Origin of the sequence: Paenibacillus sp. LX16 (assembly GCF_036252815.1) — a bacterium.
GTDB lineage: Bacteria > Bacillota > Bacilli > Paenibacillales > Paenibacillaceae > Paenibacillus > Paenibacillus polymyxa_B.
Genome location: NZ_CP141152.1, coordinates 4,703,549 through 4,719,907, shown reverse-complemented (window position 1 = coordinate 4,719,907; position 16,359 = coordinate 4,703,549). Strand labels below are relative to the sequence as shown.

At 46.1% G+C, this 16,359-nt stretch carries 19 protein-coding genes; 11 read left to right on the top strand and 8 right to left on the bottom strand.

What is annotated here, in order from left to right; translation table 11 throughout:
* The 3 genes from T3H97_RS21165 (at position 1) to yunB (ending at position 2,789) form a co-directional block, all read left to right on the top strand.
* Positions 1 to 837 carry a carbohydrate ABC transporter permease gene (locus T3H97_RS21165; RefSeq protein ID WP_272639048.1) on the top strand — a complete coding sequence of 279 codons (837 nt, stop codon included), beginning with the start codon at positions 1 to 3 and terminating at the stop codon, positions 835 to 837.
* 83 nt (positions 838 to 920) lie between these two features.
* Entirely contained in the window at positions 921 to 1,853 is a 933-nt protein-coding gene (locus T3H97_RS21160) for an aldo/keto reductase (RefSeq protein WP_272639046.1), read from the top strand.
* 129 nt (positions 1,854 to 1,982) lie between these two features.
* The gene (yunB, locus tag T3H97_RS21155; protein WP_328800794.1) at positions 1,983 to 2,789 is read left to right on the top strand and encodes a sporulation protein YunB; all 807 of its coding nucleotides are present in this window, start codon (positions 1,983 to 1,985) and stop codon (positions 2,787 to 2,789) included.
* A gap of 46 nt (positions 2,790 to 2,835) precedes the next feature.
* On the opposite strand, the gene T3H97_RS21150 is transcribed toward yunB, so the two are convergent.
* A complete protein-coding gene (locus T3H97_RS21150) occupies positions 2,836 to 3,942 on the bottom strand; it encodes a M23 family metallopeptidase (RefSeq protein ID WP_328800793.1) in 1,107 nt (368 codons plus the stop codon).
* A 247-nt stretch (positions 3,943 to 4,189) separates the two neighbouring features.
* On the opposite strand from T3H97_RS21150, the gene lipA reads away from it, so the two are divergent.
* Positions 4,190 to 5,092, top strand: coding sequence for a lipoyl synthase (lipA, locus tag T3H97_RS21145; RefSeq protein ID WP_272639041.1), 903 nt, complete (start codon positions 4,190 to 4,192; stop codon positions 5,090 to 5,092).
* 24 nt (positions 5,093 to 5,116) lie between these two features.
* Positions 5,117 to 5,968: a YutD-like domain-containing protein gene (locus T3H97_RS21140; protein ID WP_328800792.1), complete on the top strand. Its 852-nt coding sequence runs from the start codon at positions 5,117 to 5,119 to the stop codon at positions 5,966 to 5,968.
* Positions 5,969 to 6,026: 58 nt separating this feature from the next.
* Here T3H97_RS21140 and T3H97_RS21135 read toward each other — a convergent pair whose 3' ends face one another.
* Positions 6,027 to 6,830, bottom strand: a complete 804-nt coding sequence (locus tag T3H97_RS21135) for an NAD kinase (RefSeq protein ID WP_013372943.1) — start codon at positions 6,828 to 6,830, stop codon at positions 6,027 to 6,029.
* Positions 6,831 to 6,896: 66 nt separating this feature from the next.
* Positions 6,897 to 8,195 carry a sporulation integral membrane protein YlbJ gene (gene ylbJ, locus T3H97_RS21130; RefSeq protein WP_272639038.1) on the bottom strand — a complete coding sequence of 433 codons (1,299 nt, stop codon included), beginning with the start codon at positions 8,193 to 8,195 and terminating at the stop codon, positions 6,897 to 6,899.
* A gap of 412 nt (positions 8,196 to 8,607) precedes the next feature.
* On the opposite strand from ylbJ, the gene T3H97_RS21125 reads away from it, so the two are divergent.
* Positions 8,608 to 8,985: a globin domain-containing protein gene (locus T3H97_RS21125; RefSeq protein ID WP_103049968.1), complete on the top strand. Its 378-nt coding sequence runs from the start codon at positions 8,608 to 8,610 to the stop codon at positions 8,983 to 8,985.
* A 21-nt stretch (positions 8,986 to 9,006) separates the two neighbouring features.
* A complete protein-coding gene (locus T3H97_RS21120) occupies positions 9,007 to 9,738 on the top strand; it encodes a DUF2225 domain-containing protein (protein ID WP_103049969.1) in 732 nt (243 codons plus the stop codon).
* 92 nt (positions 9,739 to 9,830) lie between these two features.
* Here T3H97_RS21120 and T3H97_RS21115 read toward each other — a convergent pair whose 3' ends face one another.
* Both T3H97_RS21115 and T3H97_RS21110 read right to left on the bottom strand, forming a co-directional pair.
* The gene (locus T3H97_RS21115; protein WP_023990206.1) at positions 9,831 to 10,067 is read right to left on the bottom strand and encodes a hypothetical protein; all 237 of its coding nucleotides are present in this window, start codon (positions 10,065 to 10,067) and stop codon (positions 9,831 to 9,833) included.
* A complete protein-coding gene (locus T3H97_RS21110) occupies positions 10,064 to 10,234 on the bottom strand; it encodes a YycC family protein (protein WP_013311864.1) in 171 nt (56 codons plus the stop codon). Before T3H97_RS21110 ends, T3H97_RS21115 begins: the two co-directional genes overlap by 4 nt.
* Before the next feature lie 97 nt (positions 10,235 to 10,331).
* On the opposite strand from T3H97_RS21110, the gene T3H97_RS21105 reads away from it, so the two are divergent.
* Together T3H97_RS21105 and T3H97_RS21100 are read left to right on the top strand one after the other, a co-directional pair.
* Positions 10,332 to 12,119, top strand: a complete 1,788-nt coding sequence (locus tag T3H97_RS21105; protein ID WP_272639037.1) for a M3 family oligoendopeptidase — start codon at positions 10,332 to 10,334, stop codon at positions 12,117 to 12,119.
* 260 nt (positions 12,120 to 12,379) lie between these two features.
* A complete protein-coding gene (locus T3H97_RS21100) occupies positions 12,380 to 12,781 on the top strand; it encodes a hypothetical protein (protein WP_029518202.1) in 402 nt (133 codons plus the stop codon).
* A gap of 264 nt (positions 12,782 to 13,045) precedes the next feature.
* On the opposite strand, the gene T3H97_RS21095 is transcribed toward T3H97_RS21100, so the two are convergent.
* Complete coding sequence (locus T3H97_RS21095; RefSeq protein WP_013311861.1) at positions 13,046 to 13,282, bottom strand: alpha/beta-type small acid-soluble spore protein; 237 nt, start codon at positions 13,280 to 13,282, stop codon at positions 13,046 to 13,048.
* 90 nt (positions 13,283 to 13,372) lie between these two features.
* Complete coding sequence (locus T3H97_RS21090; RefSeq protein ID WP_250240292.1) at positions 13,373 to 14,338, bottom strand: aldose 1-epimerase; 966 nt, start codon at positions 14,336 to 14,338, stop codon at positions 13,373 to 13,375.
* A gap of 452 nt (positions 14,339 to 14,790) precedes the next feature.
* On the opposite strand from T3H97_RS21090, the gene trpS reads away from it, so the two are divergent.
* Entirely contained in the window at positions 14,791 to 15,780 is a 990-nt protein-coding gene (gene trpS / locus T3H97_RS21085; RefSeq protein ID WP_328800791.1) for a tryptophan--tRNA ligase, read from the top strand.
* Between the two features lie 44 nt (positions 15,781 to 15,824).
* Here the strand turns inward: trpS and T3H97_RS21080 are convergent, their stop codons facing one another.
* Positions 15,825 to 15,992, bottom strand: coding sequence for a hypothetical protein (locus T3H97_RS21080; RefSeq protein ID WP_007431986.1), 168 nt, complete (start codon positions 15,990 to 15,992; stop codon positions 15,825 to 15,827).
* A gap of 121 nt (positions 15,993 to 16,113) precedes the next feature.
* Here T3H97_RS21080 and T3H97_RS21075 point away from each other — a divergent pair, with 121 nt between their 5' ends.
* Positions 16,114 to 16,335 carry an alpha/beta-type small acid-soluble spore protein gene (locus tag T3H97_RS21075; RefSeq protein ID WP_013311857.1) on the top strand — a complete coding sequence of 74 codons (222 nt, stop codon included), beginning with the start codon at positions 16,114 to 16,116 and terminating at the stop codon, positions 16,333 to 16,335.
* The last annotated feature ends 24 nt before the right edge of the window (positions 16,336 to 16,359 follow it).

Here is a 16,359-nt window from a genome sequence, read left to right as displayed (position 1 = left end):
ATGAAAAAACGCGGTTGGAGTGGGAGCAGGGTGTTACTCTACACAGTTCTCATAGTGGGCTCCCTGTTTTGTATGTTTCCTTTTTACTGGCTAGTGCGAAGCTCTATGATGGATTTAAGTCAGATTTTTTTGATCCCGCCAAAATGGATTCCAGAGCCTTTTGTATTCGAGAATTTTTTACAGCCGTTTGAAGAATTATCCTTTGGGCGCTATTTTGTGAATACATTTATCGTCGTCGCAGGTACTTTGGCGGGTGTACTTCTGTCGAGTACCATTTCTGCCTATAGCTTTGCGCGAATGAGATGGAGGGGAAGAGATAAGGTATTTGCCTTGTTATTAAGCAGCATGATGCTGCCGTTTGCAGTCACGCTGATTCCGTCATTTATTGGTTGGCAGGCATTAGGCATGGTTAATTCGTACGTTCCATTGGTATTACCTTCGTTTTTTGGTGGAGGCGTTTTTAATATTTTTTTGCTAAGACAATTTTACATGACTCTACCGCGAGAACTGGATGAAGCTGTATTTGTGGATGGAGGCAATCATTTTACGATTTTTACCCGTATTATTTTGCCTTTGTCGAGGTCAGCGATTTTGGTCATTGGATTGTTTACGTTTTTGAACACATGGAATGATTTTATGGGGCCGCTGGTTTACCTTAATGATGAGAGCAAATTTACGTTGGCGATTGGGCTGCAGCAGTTTCAGGGAATATACTCGGCTCAATGGGGCGTTTTGATGGCCGCTTCTTTAATTGTTGTCTTGCCTGCTATTATTCTGTTTGCCATAGGACAGAAGTATTTTATGGAAGGGATTGCCTTGACGGGGATTAAAGGATAAGAGCAACTGCCAGGTACGCACTTTGCTTTTTTTGGAATTTAATATTAAAATGGAAGTAACTTTCGAAAAGGAGATGACGTGAATTGGCAGAGCAAGTGCGTATTGGCAAAACAGATCTATATGTAAAACCAATCGGTTTGGGTGCAAATAAGGTGGGAGGACATAATCTTTTTTCCGGTTTGAATGATGAAACGGGCAAAGAAGTCGTTCGCACAGCTTTGGATAACGGCATCAATTTTCTGGATACGGCTTTTATTTATGGACCTGAGCACTCGGAACGGTTGATTGGTGAGGTATTAAAAGAGCGTGGTCAGCGTGATAAAGCTGTTATTGCCACGAAGGGTGCACACAAATTCGTAAACGGAGAGGTCGTTTTTGACAACTCGCCTGCTTTTTTGCGTGAATCCGTCGAATCCAGTCTGAAAAGGTTGCAGACCGATTATATCGATCTATTTTATATCCATTTCCCGGACGAAGCTACACCGAAGGCAGAAGCAGTCGGAGAACTGAAGAAGCTCAAGGACGAAGGCAAAATCAAGGCCATTGGTGTATCTAACTTCTCCATTGAACAACTTAAGGATGCGAATAGTGACGGTTATGTAGATGTGCTTCAATCCCATTATAATTTATTTCAACGGGAAGCTGAAAAGGATCTGCTGCCTTATACCAAGGAAAATGGCATTTCGTTTGTGCCTTATTTCCCGCTAGCTTCAGGACTGCTGGGTGGTAAGTATACGAAAGATATGACCTTCACGGACAGCAGAGCGAAAAATCCATTGTTTAAGGGAGATGCATTTGCTCGTAATTTGGACAAAGTGGAGCAGGTACGGGAGATTGCCAATGCGTTGAATGCAGAGGTTGCTCATGTTGTACTCGCATGGTATTTGACCCGTGATTCGATTGATGCCCTCATTCCAGGGGCGAAGGGGCCGGAGCAGGTGCTGGCGAATCTGAAGACGCTAAATGTCCAATTGAGTCAGGCTGATATCGAAAAGATTGACCACATTTTCAAATAATGAGTGCACCTTATATTTGCAATTATATATTTGTTCCATCTAGAGAAGCTGCCGGACGGGCGGCTTCTTTTTCGTGTACAACTCGCATATCCTTGTAGGGTAAGTTCAACGCTGCGGGGGGATCGGATAATGAGAAGACCGCAATGGCACAGCGCACCCAACAGAAGGCGACGCGGCAGACGTAGGTTTTTTTTTATTGTGGCACTGGCGCTGTTGGTAGGAATCATACAGGTGGCTGCTTATGTGGAGCAGCATTTGAAGCCGCCCATGATGCACCTGGCAAAAGTGCGAGTCAAACAAATGGCGACGGAGGCTATTAATTCAGCAATTACAGCACAGGTAGAGCAGGGGAAGACAGCTGATAATTTGATCGAATGGAGAACGGATGCACAAGGAAGAACCTCTGGCTTTGTTCTGAATTATGCAGAGCATATGAGAATTACGTCAGACACGCTTAAAGCAGTCAAGGCAACGATGGACAGCATGAGCCATTTTGATGAGAGCGTTCCGATTGGTCAGGCATTGGGCAGTCCGCTGTTGGCAGCTTATGGACCCAAGGTTCCTTTAAAGGTGGAGCCGCATGGAGCGATCAAAGTGGATTTAAATACCCGTCAACAGGATGCGGGCATAAACATGATCTTGGTTGAAGTGTATATTCGGATTACGACGGAAGTGTCTGTGGTTATACCGTTTGAGATGCAACCTCAGATTGTGGAGACGGAAATCCCTGTTTCTTATTTGCTGGTGGTGGGCAACGTTCCGATGTACTACTATGACAATCAGGGGAAACCAGTGGGTAAAAATGGTGCAGCCGCTCCGCAGTTGGCGTTGCCTCCCCATTCCATAGAGAGTAACGGCGCTATAGATTCCAGCATAGAAAGTGTTCCAGAGGTACAGGAAAACCAAAACACCTCTAGCCAGTCCCCAACGCCATAGAACAGAGGGGAGTGACGTGAGCTGCCTAGTAAAAACAAAAGGCCCCCTATGAGGAGGTCCCTTTTGTTTTTCCTGTTTTGAGCGCTTTGCGTTCGGTCTGCTCCCACTGTCTTAATAACGGATACGGGTCAAAGGACCAATCTGCCCAACCATTGTCCCGATATATACCATAGTGCAGATGCGGTGGAAACTTGCCTTGGGTACCGGGTTTTCCATAGCCCGAGCTTCCGACCCAGCCAACCGTCTGGCCGGGTGTAACGATGTCTCCGTTGTGGACGGTTTTGTCAAAGCCGGAAAGATGCGCATAGTAGTGATAGCGGTTGTTGAGATCTCGGATTCCGATTCGCCATCCGCCGAAGGGATTCCAGCCCTTCATTTCAACTACACCGTAGCAGGTACTGCGAACTGGAACTCCATAGCCAGCAAACAGATCAGTTCCTTCATGTATACGGTAGCCGCCCCAACTGCGACGGCTTCCCCATGTGCTGCGGTAGCTATAAATGCTGCCTAAAGGAAGGGGGAAAGCTTGTCTGCCCAGATCCAGCTTGCCATACGTCTGATACAGCTTGGCAAACTGCTGAACTCTTTGAACTGCGCGGCTGTTATGGTAATATTCCCAAACGGCAATACCAAATTCATCCTCGTTGTTTCCATACTTTCCGAGATAAGATGCGATGCTGAATAGTAAATCCTTGTCATTATTACGGTCAGCGATTCCATCACCCGAACCGTCTTGTCCCAGCCCGGAAAATAGTTCAATGGAACGCGGATTTTGATCCTCCGAATCAGGGTTCATCAGGCCGGACCAGACGGGTCCCGTGATGAAAATACCTATGATCCGTTCCGCATGCTTCCGATCTCTGGGATGGGCCACTGTAAGTGTGCGTTCATACTGGTCGATGGCGGCCAGCCTGTACCAAGGAACTCCAGTCAGGGCTTCGATGGAATGATATAAAGCTAGCCTGGACGTATACGACGAAGACTGAGCATGTGAAGCATCTACATTTGCGGTCAGGCTACTTCTGGCGGACGAGGACTGTAAGTGATTGGCAAAGGCATGGGCAGGAAGCGGACAGGCCGTTGTCAGTGTAGTAGCGCATAACAGCAGCGATAACAAACGAACAGCTCGGGCTGTCCGCGTAGGGTAAGGCACGTGAACCGACCTCCTATAGAAGGGCTTAATCGCCCGATAAATTCTAGGCCCGTATTCAATAACGTGAAAGGGGCGCTTTTGTTTAGATTGAGCCATATCCGCCGCTTTTATCCATGTAAAGAGTTTACTTTTTCCGGCATCAATGTCATATCAAAAAGGGAACAATGAATGGAGGTTTTTCCATCGCTTTCATGTTATAATGTATGGCAATGACAGCTTAAGCTTATCAGAAAGAAGGTCTATGCCATTGTCTAGAAAAGTAAAGGAAGCTAAGCCCGACTGGATTCGTATTAAACTTACGACAGGCGATAACTATCAGGAAATCAAGAGCATGATGCGTTCCAAGACATTACATACCGTATGTGAGGAGGCACGATGCCCTAATATATATGAATGCTGGGCCAATAGGACAGCTACATTTATGATTTTGGGTGATATTTGTACGCGTGCGTGTCGTTTTTGCGCAGTAAATACGGGAATGCCTACGGAACTGGACTTGCAGGAGCCTGAACGCGTCGCTGAAGCGGCTGAAAACATGAATTTGAAGCACTGTGTCGTAACCAGTGTGGCTCGCGACGATTTGAAAGATGGGGGTGCTACTATATTTGCAGAAACGGTTCGTGCGATTCGCCGCCGATTACCTTTTTGCAGTGTAGAAGTATTGATTCCCGATTTTATGGGCGATATTGAATCGCTGCGAATCGTCATGGATGCGAAACCAGATATTCTGAATCATAATATTGAAACGGTGGAGCGCATGTCCGACAAAGTTCGGGCTAAAGCGAAATACCGTCGCTCTCTGGAGCTGCTTCAACGTGCGAAGCAATTAAATCCGGCTATTCCAACGAAATCAAGCATCATGCTAGGTGTCGGGGAAGAGTGGGACGAGATCTTACAAGCCATGGATGATCTGCGTAAAGTCGATTGTGACATTCTGACAATTGGTCAATATTTGCAGCCGTCCGAGAAACATTTATATGTGCAAAAATATTATCCACCGGAAGATTTTGCGAAGTTAAAGGAAGAGGGATTACAGCGGGGATTCAGCCACGTCGAATCTGGACCGTTGGTCCGCAGCTCCTACCAAGCGCATGAGCAGGTGAAGTCAGCCGCTCAGCATAAGGAAGAAGGCGCCCTTTCGCAGGCTTGATCCGGGAAAGGCGGTCAGAATAGTTTGTTTCAAATCGGTGGTAAAAACTATGAATTGTTGCAGGATCACAAGAACGGGTGGAATCCCGAAGCGTTTCGTGATCGGTATAGTGAAGTGCTGGATCGCTATGATTACATTATTGGTGATTGGGGTTACAATCAGCTACGTCTGAAGGGCTTTTATCGAGACGGTCATCCCAAAGCAAATAAGGATACATCTATAGTGGTACTGGACGATTACATTAATGAATACTGCAATTTTGGCTGTGCCTATTTTGTGCTGCAAAAAAGCCGTGAAGTGGTTAATAAAAATGGCGTCAATGATGAGATCATTGCTCCAGATATTCAGCAGTTGGTAGATGCTCAAAGGGAACAAGCGGGAACGTTAGAACCCGAAGAGCAGCAAGAAGTATTGCAACATACAGCTGGAGAACAGGAGTGGCCGCAACCACAGCAGGATTCCACAGCTACGGATGAATCGCAAGTGGAGCAGCCTCGAGAATCCCGAGAACCACGTGAGTTGCAACGTCGGGAACCGAAGGATGCCCAGGAAGTACGTGAACGACAGCCGCGTGAAGCTCGCGAAAGTCGTCCATTCAGAGAAAGACGTGAAGCAAAGGATGGACGGAATCCGGGTGAAGGGCAGCAAACCCGTGAACCACGTAGACAGCGCAATCAGCAGGGAAGTTTCGATAAAAAGGAATCGCGTGGACCACGCTATGAGCGTCAGTCAAAGGAAAATCGGGAGGGACGGCAAGTTCGTGTCTCTCGTGAACCTGAGGGCCAGCGTCAGACCCAGCCAGCTGCTAAAGCCGAAAGAGCTGAGGGTAGTAAAAAGAATAAAACATTTACAGCTCCACAACAAAACGGTTCCTGAATTTTCAGGAACCGTTTTGTTTGTAAAAAAAGAGCCAGATTCGGCTCTTTTATAGGTTCTAATTAAGAAAAGCGTTGCGTACTCGATCCCAAAATGGGAAAGGACGGTAACGAGCGAAGCTGATCTTCTGACTTGCGACCTGACATCGAACAGAGATTAAGTCATCGACAGGAAAGTTCAGGTGATCTACTGTCAATAAAAGACGCTGATCTTTCCGTGAAAAAATATCACAATGATGGTGTTTGGGCAGTAGCAATGGCGATCCCAGTGTCCGATACACGCGGTTATTAATGGAAGCGATCTCAGTCAATTGCAATGCTTCAATGGTGGGGTGAACCATTGCTCCGCCAAGTGCTTTATTATAGGCGGTCGTTCCTGAAGGGGTAGAAACACATATACCGTCACCGCGAAACATTTCAAAGGTGATATCGTTAATATCCACTTGGGCAACGACAGTGCCATCCACCCCTTTTAACGTAAACTCATTCAAGGCAATAAAAGAAGCATTTCCTGACTTCTTGTGAATTTCCAACTCAATCAGTGGATACTTAACGATTCTCGGGTTAAGCGGTCCCTCAGATCCGCTTTGGCTCATCAGGTGGATTAGCTCCTCCAGCTCGTCCGCACGCCAATCAGCATAAAAGCCTAGATGACCGGTATGTACACCAACAAAGGCAATATCCGGAATGCGGTCGATGAAGGTATGAAACGCATGAAGCATTGTACCATCGCCTCCAATAGACACGACGATTTCCGGCGATTCGGCATCCAGCTTGAAATTCTTTTCTTGGGCAAGACGGTGAAATTGCTGACTCAAGTCCATGGAGTGCTGATCCCCGCGATCCAGAACATAATATCTCAAGATGAAAAGCTCCTTTGTCATGGGTATATATCGATCATAATCAATTATGAGCAAGAACACAATCGTTCATTGCCTGTGTGTTCTTCTCAAACGTACGTATAAGCGACTTGTACCCACACTCAACCATGAGAGACTAAGCATTCCAGCCAGTATAAAGGCAAGAAATAGCAGACTTTGCAACAGCATGGCGGACGAGAAGCCAGGAGACCACGCGATGTCGTATATTGGAGAAAAGACTGGAGAGCTTCCCTGTCCCATCAGAGGCCGCCATAACACGAGAGCGAGCAGTGCCGAGATGAAGCCATGCGCAGCCCGGGCCAACAGAAATGGCATATAGCGGAGATTCGTCATATTTAAAATACTTGCAACCTGCGCATGAACCGACAGCCCGCCCCAGGAGAGAACAAAAGCGGCTGCGGCTACCTTGAATGGTAACGCTGCTGCCGTGGCTTCACCTGCGGCTTGCGCTCCTAAAGTGACTTCGAAAATACCACCCACGATGGACTCCGTTAACGTAGGAGGAAGACCACATGCAGTCAATAGGCTTGCCGTAAGCAGATGAAGCCCGCTCATTAAACCGGAGTTCGTCAAAGCTTCTAAAATGACGCAGAAGAATACAACTAGCCCTCCTACGACAATAATAAGGCGTAGGGAGGAAGTAATCGCCTGGCGAAGTAGCTCACCCAATGGGCGACCATCTTCCAAACGAGCTGTATGCATGGCATATAATGCTTGGCGTAGGGGTCCAGGCTGCCTATTGCGACCTGCTGCTTTTGTATTCGTGGACTTCGACCAGGCTTTTTGAGCAGGTTGAGGGCGGTCGCTGCGAGTATCTGTTTCTCCTGAACGGGAACCGTGGAAGCGCATAAGCAGCCCGATGATAAGCACGCCACCATAATGGGCTGCGCCCAGTACGAGTGCAATTTCTGGTTGATGGAAGAAGCCAACGGAAACCGCACCGATCAAAAATATCGGATCAGAGGAAGTCGTAAACGCGACCAAACGCTCTCCTTCAATGCGTGTGATCCATTTTTGCTCCCACAACTTGGCTGTTAGTTTAGCTCCAATTGGGTAACCGGATGCACAGCTGACCGCAGCGACAAAACCCCCACAGCCAGGTACGCGGAATAGAGGCTGCATCAGCGGATCCAACAGCGCACCTATGAAATGAACAATTCCGAAACCGAGGAGAAGCTCGGAAATAACGAAAAACGGGAACAAAGACGGAAACAGCACGTCCCACCAGATGGCAAGCCCCCGAAGCCCGGCATTCAGAGAAGATTGCGGGTATACAGCCATAAGCATAAATAGGAATAGCAGTGTAAGGATGAGCAGAGGAAGCGAGTAACGACGGTATAGCGACATAGAGGCCCCTCCTTTGGAGTTGTACTAATATACCTATGTCGGGGATGGACAAAGAGTACAAAAAAATCAAAGAAAACGGTTACATCTAATGCTGTATTTTTGTAAATAGTATGTTAAAATAGGAAAACAACGATCCATAACCTTAAGGATGGAGTGATCAGGATGAGTATCGTTGCCGGTCTGTTCGTATGTGCTTTTGTGTATGTTATTCGTGCCTCTCTCGTCCATCCCGGTGAAGAGGATTGGCGGAGTTATTAGTTGAGTTTATAGAATGACGAAGCTGTGTGCAACGAAGCACACCCTCTTCATATGTTGAATTGATAAAATGACGCTTATTTTTAGCGTCATTTTTTGTTTTTTGTTATAATACGGGTGTATATTTATTACCATAGCACAGAAAGTTGGAGGAAAAGTGAATCCTAGCCTGAGCATTTATGACAACCTTGGGGGTGCGGAAGGTGTTCGTTCTATTATTGAGGCCTTCTACCCGAGAGTTTATAAAGATCCGTTGTTAAGTCCCCTGTTTCCTAAAGACATGGAACCGGTTAAGGAAAAGCAGTTTATGTTCCTGAGCCAGTTTTTTGGAGGACCGTCTCTTTTTTCTGATGCATATGGTCATCCGATGTTACGTGCCAGACATATGAAGTTTCCCGTAACGGAGGAGCGAGCAGAGGCATGGTTGTCTTGTATGGCAGGTGCGTTAACGGATACGGGCATTGAGGAGCCGCTTCGTTCAATCATACTTAACCGTTTGTCTGGTCCTGCGCATCATTTTGTAAATACCCCGTAAGCTTTCGGGGATTGCTGAATTTTGGAGAGGGTTGTAAAAACATTGGAACTTGAACCGTTATATCAGATCAAAATCGCTTGCCCACATTGCGAAGAAGAATTTCAGACATCCCGTGTCAGACCAAGCCTAAAGAAGGCCATTCGTACAGATTCAGATTTTTGTGCTTATTATAAGAATGAAAATCCGGATTTTTATGTCGTAAGGGTCTGTCCTCATTGTGGATTTACCTCGACAGAGCACTCTACCGTTCAGTTAAGCGATCAGCAAACCAAGATATTTAAGGATAAAATCGGTAATCGCTGGCAGTCTCGCGAATATGGCGGGCATCGTAGCTGGGAAGAGGCATTAGAAACGTATAAACTGGGTTTACTCTGTGCCCAGGTCATCGGAGAAAAAGAACGCGTAGTAGCCAGTCTATTACAGCATATCGCATGGATGTACAGATACCAGGGAAATGAGGAGCAGGAGCTTCGCTTTCTCAAATTTAGTCTGGATTCGTATGTTCGGGTCTATGAGCTGGAGGGTGTCGGGGCGAATAATGCCAAACTGCTTTATCTGATTGGTGAACTGCATCGACGTACAGGCAACTTTAACGAAGCGGTACGCTGGTTTTCGCGTGTCATTAATGACAAAAAGATTATGGATGCAGCCATGATCCGGGCTTCCCGTGAACAGTGGTCTGTACTGCGAGAACAAATGCTGGCTAAAAATTTCCAACTGCCGGAGGAAATGCAAGACGCAAGCTCCTCTTGAAAAAATAAAGGTGTGCACTATGGCCGATTTAGGCTCATGGTTCACACCTTGTTTGTAAAACGGGTTATCTTATCTTACAACTGCTTCATGAATTAATGATGACGCAATGTGGTATCTGACAGCAAATAATCGTCATCACAATCCACCAAAGTAACCTTGTTATGGCAGCATGGAAACACAAGCAGCTTTTTCATACCTTCGTGTATGAGCTTAAGTTCTTTTGGCTTCAGGGGCAGCAAAACATTATCATGGTCGCAAAACGGACAAGACTGTACATAAACGTCTCCCATGACGATGTCATAAGGCCAGGTTTTGTGAAAAGGGATCATGATTTGTTCGATTCTCCGCCGTTCGGGTCAGCGGTTTCTTCTTTAGCCAGTTCGGCCAGCTTTTGCATCAAAATGTGCTGGGGTGTATGCATAAGGTGTTCCAGCGGAATGCCGAGCTTTTCGGATAATTTCACAGCCGTTTCCGGCGAAATTTGTAAGGGTCTCATCCTGTTTTCCTCCCAATTGTAGTGATTTACTATCACGATGTAGCTTTATTGTATATGAAACCACATGAATTCGCCAAAAAAGAAAGGTGGAACTATTATGAAAACACCGTTAAAGCAAACATGGGATCTGGAATCTATTTTTAGCGGAGGATCTTCCTCTGCCTCATTTCATGCATTTTTGGAAGAAATGGAGAGCAAGGTTCAACAGCTGCAATCCCAGCTTAAAGCAGCCAAAGTACCACAAACGGTATTGGATACCGAGCGTCTCGATAGTGTACTGAATAGCATACAGGAGCTGTTTAATGGCGCGTCGCAGGCGGGCTCCTTTGTCTCTTGTCTAACTGCTCAAAACCAGCACGACAAGCTGGCTGTTCAACTGGGGGCGCGTGTCAACACGCTGTATGCCCAAGGGAAAAGTGCTTTAGTATCTTTCCAGAACTTGCTGGCACAAACCAGTGAAGACATTTGGCAGAAGTGGATGGAGCGCGAAGCTATCAAGCCGATTTCTTTTGTCCTGACCGAATATCGGAACGAAGCACGTGAAAAAATGGCTCCTGAGCTGGAAAGCCTTGCATTGGATCTGGCAGTGGATGGCTATCATGGCTGGGGTGATTTTTATGATACCATTGTCAAAAATATGACTATTCCTGTGCCAGAAAATGGCGAGATCGTAAACCTGTCTGTAGGTCAGGCTGCTAATAAGCTGGATGAAGCAGATCGCAGCGTACGTAAAGACGTGTTTGCACGTTGGGAAGAGGCATGGACTCAGGTAGAGGACTATTGCGCGGATACATTGAATCATTTGGCAGGCTTTCGTCTGAAGCTATATGAAAAACGAGGCTGGACAGATGTGCTTAAGGAACCGCTGGAAATCAGCCGCATGTCTGCACAAACGCTGGATACGATGTGGCAGGTTATTAATGAAACCAAGCCTATTGTAGTCAAATACTTGGAGCGGAAAGCAAAGCTGCTGGGCTTAGAGAAGCTGTCCTGGCATGACATTGAAGCTCCGCTGGGGACGTCAACTACTAAAATCCCTTACGACGATGCTGCTGTAACGATTGTTGAGCAATTTGGTAAATTTAGCTCGAGAATGGCTGACTTTGCCCAAATGGCTTTTGAGAAAAGCTGGATCGAAGCAGAGGATCGTCCAGGCAAACGTCCGGGTGGTTTCTGTACATCTCTGCGTCTAAGCAAAGAGACCCGTATTTTTATGACCTATGCCGGATCACCATCCAACGTTTCGACACTGGCCCATGAGCTCGGACACGGTTATCATCAGCATGTGATGAATGAATTGCACCCATTGAATCAAAATTATGCCATGAACGTAGCTGAGACGGCATCGACGCTGGCAGAACTAATTGTATCAGATGCTTTGCTGGAAGCTGCCGAGGGTCAGGAGAAGGTAGCTTTGCTGGAGGATAAAATTCAGCGTGGTGTAGCCTTCTTTATGAACATTCATGCTCGGTTCCTGTTTGAAACCCGTTTTTACGAGCTGCGGAAAAAAGGAGTTGTAGGAGCGCAACAATTAAGCGAGTTGATGGAACAAGCGCAGCGTGAAGCGTTTAGTGGTGTCCTGGATGAGGCTCATCCTCATTTTTGGGCATCAAAGCTACATTTCTATATTACGAACACTCCTTTCTACAACTTCCCGTACACATTCGGGTATATGTTCAGTGCAGGAATTTACGCTTTTGCGAAGGAAAATCCTGACGGCTTCGCCGACCAATATGATGCCTTGCTGCGTGATACGGGTCGCATGACAGTCGAAGAATTGGCTTCCAAGCACTTAGGTACCGATTTAACACAGGCTGACTTCTGGCGTAATGCTGCGCAAGTTACTGTTCAGGATATTGAACAATTCTTACAAATGACAAAATAACGGATTTACACTTTTGAAAGGTCTCCCATAAGGGAGGCCTTTTTTGTTATTTTTGCAGAAGATGATGAACAAAGTCGCAAAATGTCGAAGTGTAATTAACATTACCTGTTGGCGAAATTTAAAATGATGGATATACTTAGTAATAGTTATAAATACCCAATTATGTTGGTTTTGATTGTAAGCTTAAAAATCTTCGCATATAATTGAGTCGTAAGACCTATTAATTATTTCTTGATAAGGTATATAGGAGGGTTTTTGTGATGGATGAAGTAGGTCAATTGTCGTTAGCAAGGCAGATGGATATCGTTTTAAAAGAATTGGATAATGAACTGGCGGGTTTGTCGTCAGGCATCGTATTTGTACAAATACGTAACAATGTAGTTGGGAAGTTTGGGATTCGTCATAATCCACTTGCAGGTAAAGGTGGCACGCTTGCAGCAGTAGAACCGGGGTTATCAGCAAAGCATCGGGAGGATTTTCGGCGTATGGCCCTAGAAACGCTAAATCATAAGCGTAGCTGGACTCATGGTGAGATTGCTTTCGATTTTGCCATCAGGCAAGGAACGATTTTGGTAGATGCAACACTGGAGTCCAACTACAACATGGCGAATCTCATGATCCGCTACAACAAGCCTACATACCGAGCGGCTAATTCGGAATAATCATCAATCGGAATAATCATCAATATGAGAATCTTTACAAAAATCCCATAAGCGACTTCCAATGAACAAGATATAGATCGAAATGGTTTAGTTCGTCTATATCTTGCACTTCGGAGCGACTGGAATCGAATTTTGCAAAATCCTGATTTAAAAAAGAATAAAGAAAAGGCGGTCTTCCCTAGGAAGACCGCCTTTATTATATGCCCGTTATAACGCGCTTTGGTAAATTACGATGAACGGAATGCTCATGTGGAATAATGACGCTTATTGACCTGAACGACCTGATAATTGCTGTTCGGCCAGCTGTACCAAGCGTTTAGTGATATAGCCTCCCAGAGAACCAGCTTCACGGGATGGCATGTCACCGTAGTAACCATCTGCTGGAATGGTAATGCCCAGCTCTTGTGCAGCTTCATATTTCAATTGTTGCAATGCGTTGTTGGCTTGAGGAACAACTAGGTTGTTACTGCGACGGCTTCTGCCTTGATTAGCTTCATTCATGTGTAGTCACCTCCTTCGGCTGTGATGAGGTTAGTATGCGACAGAGTTATGAAAATATGCGCCGAAGGAAGAAAAGTGACTAGAGGAAAATTACGGATATATGATATGAATCTGAGTTTTGAGGTCGATGGATTGCTGAGGCTCCAGACGGATCAATCCGCCTCCCTCGACAGGATCAGGTAAATTGGGCGCATCAGGCAGCCATGTATAAGGCTCAATGCAAAGATACTGGTCGCATTCACCTTTGGTGTATAACACCCAATACTTATAGTATTGCTCATCTGCTGTGTAGCGGATTTGATAACCGTCGTCACGAGTCAAAAGAGCTTCAGCAGGGCCTTCTGTTGCCCGCAGCAGCGTATCTAGATTTGTTCCTTTCAGAGAAAGACCCGAAGAGAGCTGTTCCAAGTCATTCAACGAAGTAATGATACCTGTAGGTAGCTGTTCAGCATCCTGCTCATATATGCCATTCACAGGTAGCTTTAGGCGCCAACGCTCAGGTTCTCCGTCCACCATAAACCAAGTGTGATATCCCAAGCCAAATGGGGCTGCTTTTTCACCCAAATTCGTTACGCGCAGTGTTTGACTTAATACAGCACCCTGTAAGCGATACGTCATCTCCAAACGTAAAGGAATGGGGAATTGTTCCATCCAGTGCGGATCACTTTCTGTCAAAAGCTCGGTAGTCACACTGCAACCTTCTTCATCCTCTTCAATATCACTGCAGCGCCAGGATTGATTACGATGCAGACCGTGTATATGATTGTCATTGGCTGTATTTCGGTCGAACTGATAAGGAACACCGTCAAACTCAAATTGTCCCTTGCGAATTCGGCCTGGAGGAATCAAAATGGGTAAGCCAAAATGATAAGGCTTTTGTAAATAGAAAGCCAACTCTTCCTCACCGGGCCGACGTACGATATCCCGGTCGAGCTTCAGATCACGCACTGAGATAATATTATTCCCGAGGCGAGGGATCATCGTAACTTCCAGTTCACCACTATGTAAAACATACGTGTCGTAACCGTTCCAGTGTTCTTTGGTCACTTGTTTCATATCCATGCTCCTTTGTCCACTATAATCGGTTGAAGCTTCGTGTCATTATGATAACAGATTTTTGGTTGTAGGGCACAATCGTCATTTGACAATAACATTATGCGGAATTATCATTAATGTAGTTTAGAAAGTAATGACATGGATAACGCGATGATGAGGACAAGTAAGCTTTCGCATAAGCTCTTCAGAAAGCCGGTGGTGGATGGGAACCGGTGAGCCTGCACTGCTGAATGGACCTTGGAGTGCCGCACAGAACAGGATAGTACTGTCCTCAGTATGACGGCCGATTGCTCCCCGTTAACGGAGCTTTAAGATTGCAATCAGTCATGGGGCATAGCTCTGACAAGCAAAAGGCTGACGGCAATGAATAAGGGTGGTACCACGGTCTCGCGTCCCTTGAGGATGCGGGGCCTTTTTGCGTTCTAATTTTGAGTCAACGGAGGAGGAAGAATATGAAAACTGTACTTTCAGGTATTCAGCCTAGCGGACAACTTACTTTGGGCAATTACATTGGTGCAATGAAAAACTTTGTCAAATTACAAGAGGATCATCAATGTTACTTTATGGTCGTAGACCTTCATGCAATTACCGTACCGCAAGAGCCGGCTCAATTACGTGAGCAGTCGGAGGCGGTAGCGGCATTATTTATCGCAGCAGGTATTAACCCGGAGAAATCCAATGTCTTTTTACAATCCCATGTTCCTCAGCACGCTGAGCTGGGATGGTTGATGACAACACTGACGAATATGGGCGAGTTGGAACGGATGACTCAGTTTAAGGACAAAGCAGCAGGCAAGGACTCCGTAGGAGCAGGGCTGTTCGTATATCCATCGTTGATGGCAGCTGACATTTTACTCTACAACGCGGATCTCGTCCCGGTAGGCGACGATCAGAAACAGCATCTAGAGCTGACACGCGATTTGGCGGGTCGCTTTAATCACCGTTATGGAGATTATTTTACTGTTCCCGAACCGTATATTCCTGAAGTAGGGGCGAGAATCATGTCCCTAGATGATGTATCCAAAAAAATGAGTAAGAGCAATCCGAATGCAGGCAGCTTTATTGCCCTGCTGGACGAACCAAAAGTCATACGTAAGAAAATCAGCCGCGCTACGACCGATTCTGGCAGTGAGGTTAGATATGATCCGGCCAATAAACCGGAAATTAGTAATCTGATGGGCATCTACAGCCAGTGTTCCGGTTTGTCGCTCCAAGAAGTGCAGGATCGCTATGAAGGTCAAATGTACGGAACATTTAAAAAAGAACTGGCAGAGACCATTGTAGCTATGCTTGAACCGATTCAGCAGCGCTATCGCGACATCCGGGAATCCGGTGAGATTGGACGTATTTTGGCCCAATCCGCAGAGCGGGCACAAGAAGCGGCTGAAGTCACGTTGTCTGCGGTCAAAGAGCGCATGGGCTTTCTGCCACGTGTACGTTAAAGTATATTGAGGCGAAAAATTATTAGGCCTTTTATAGGATTGGCTTAGGAGCGGCGTTGTCGGGCTTTGACCACGAAACCCCAGCCGATATTGCCGACAGATAAGAGCCCCAGTAGAATGGCAAGCCATGCGGAATAACTGATGGATATAGCGGCTGCGGTCAGCAGGACAATGGATGAGACGGCGAACCATAGGGATAAACCTTTGCTCATTGGTAAAAACCTCCAGTGCTCGAATGTTGAATTTCAGGAATAAGTAGTTGTAAGCGAGCCATAATAATCTTGCAAGCTTGCAATGAACCTCACTCACAAAGAACTGAAAGGAGATTCAAATATGAGCAGACGTCGTTCAAACAACCTGCAAGTACCGCAGGCCAACGCCGCTTTACAACAATTAAAATATGAGGCAGCTCAAGAACTTGGCATCACCATCCCTCAGGACGGTTACTTTGGTAATGTTGTTTCCCGCGAAACAGGTTCTCTTGGGGGATATATTACGAAAAAGCTGGTCCAACAAGCAGAACAATCCTTGTCGGGCAGCAGCCGTTTGCAGTAATACACATAAACACTCCATCTTGGA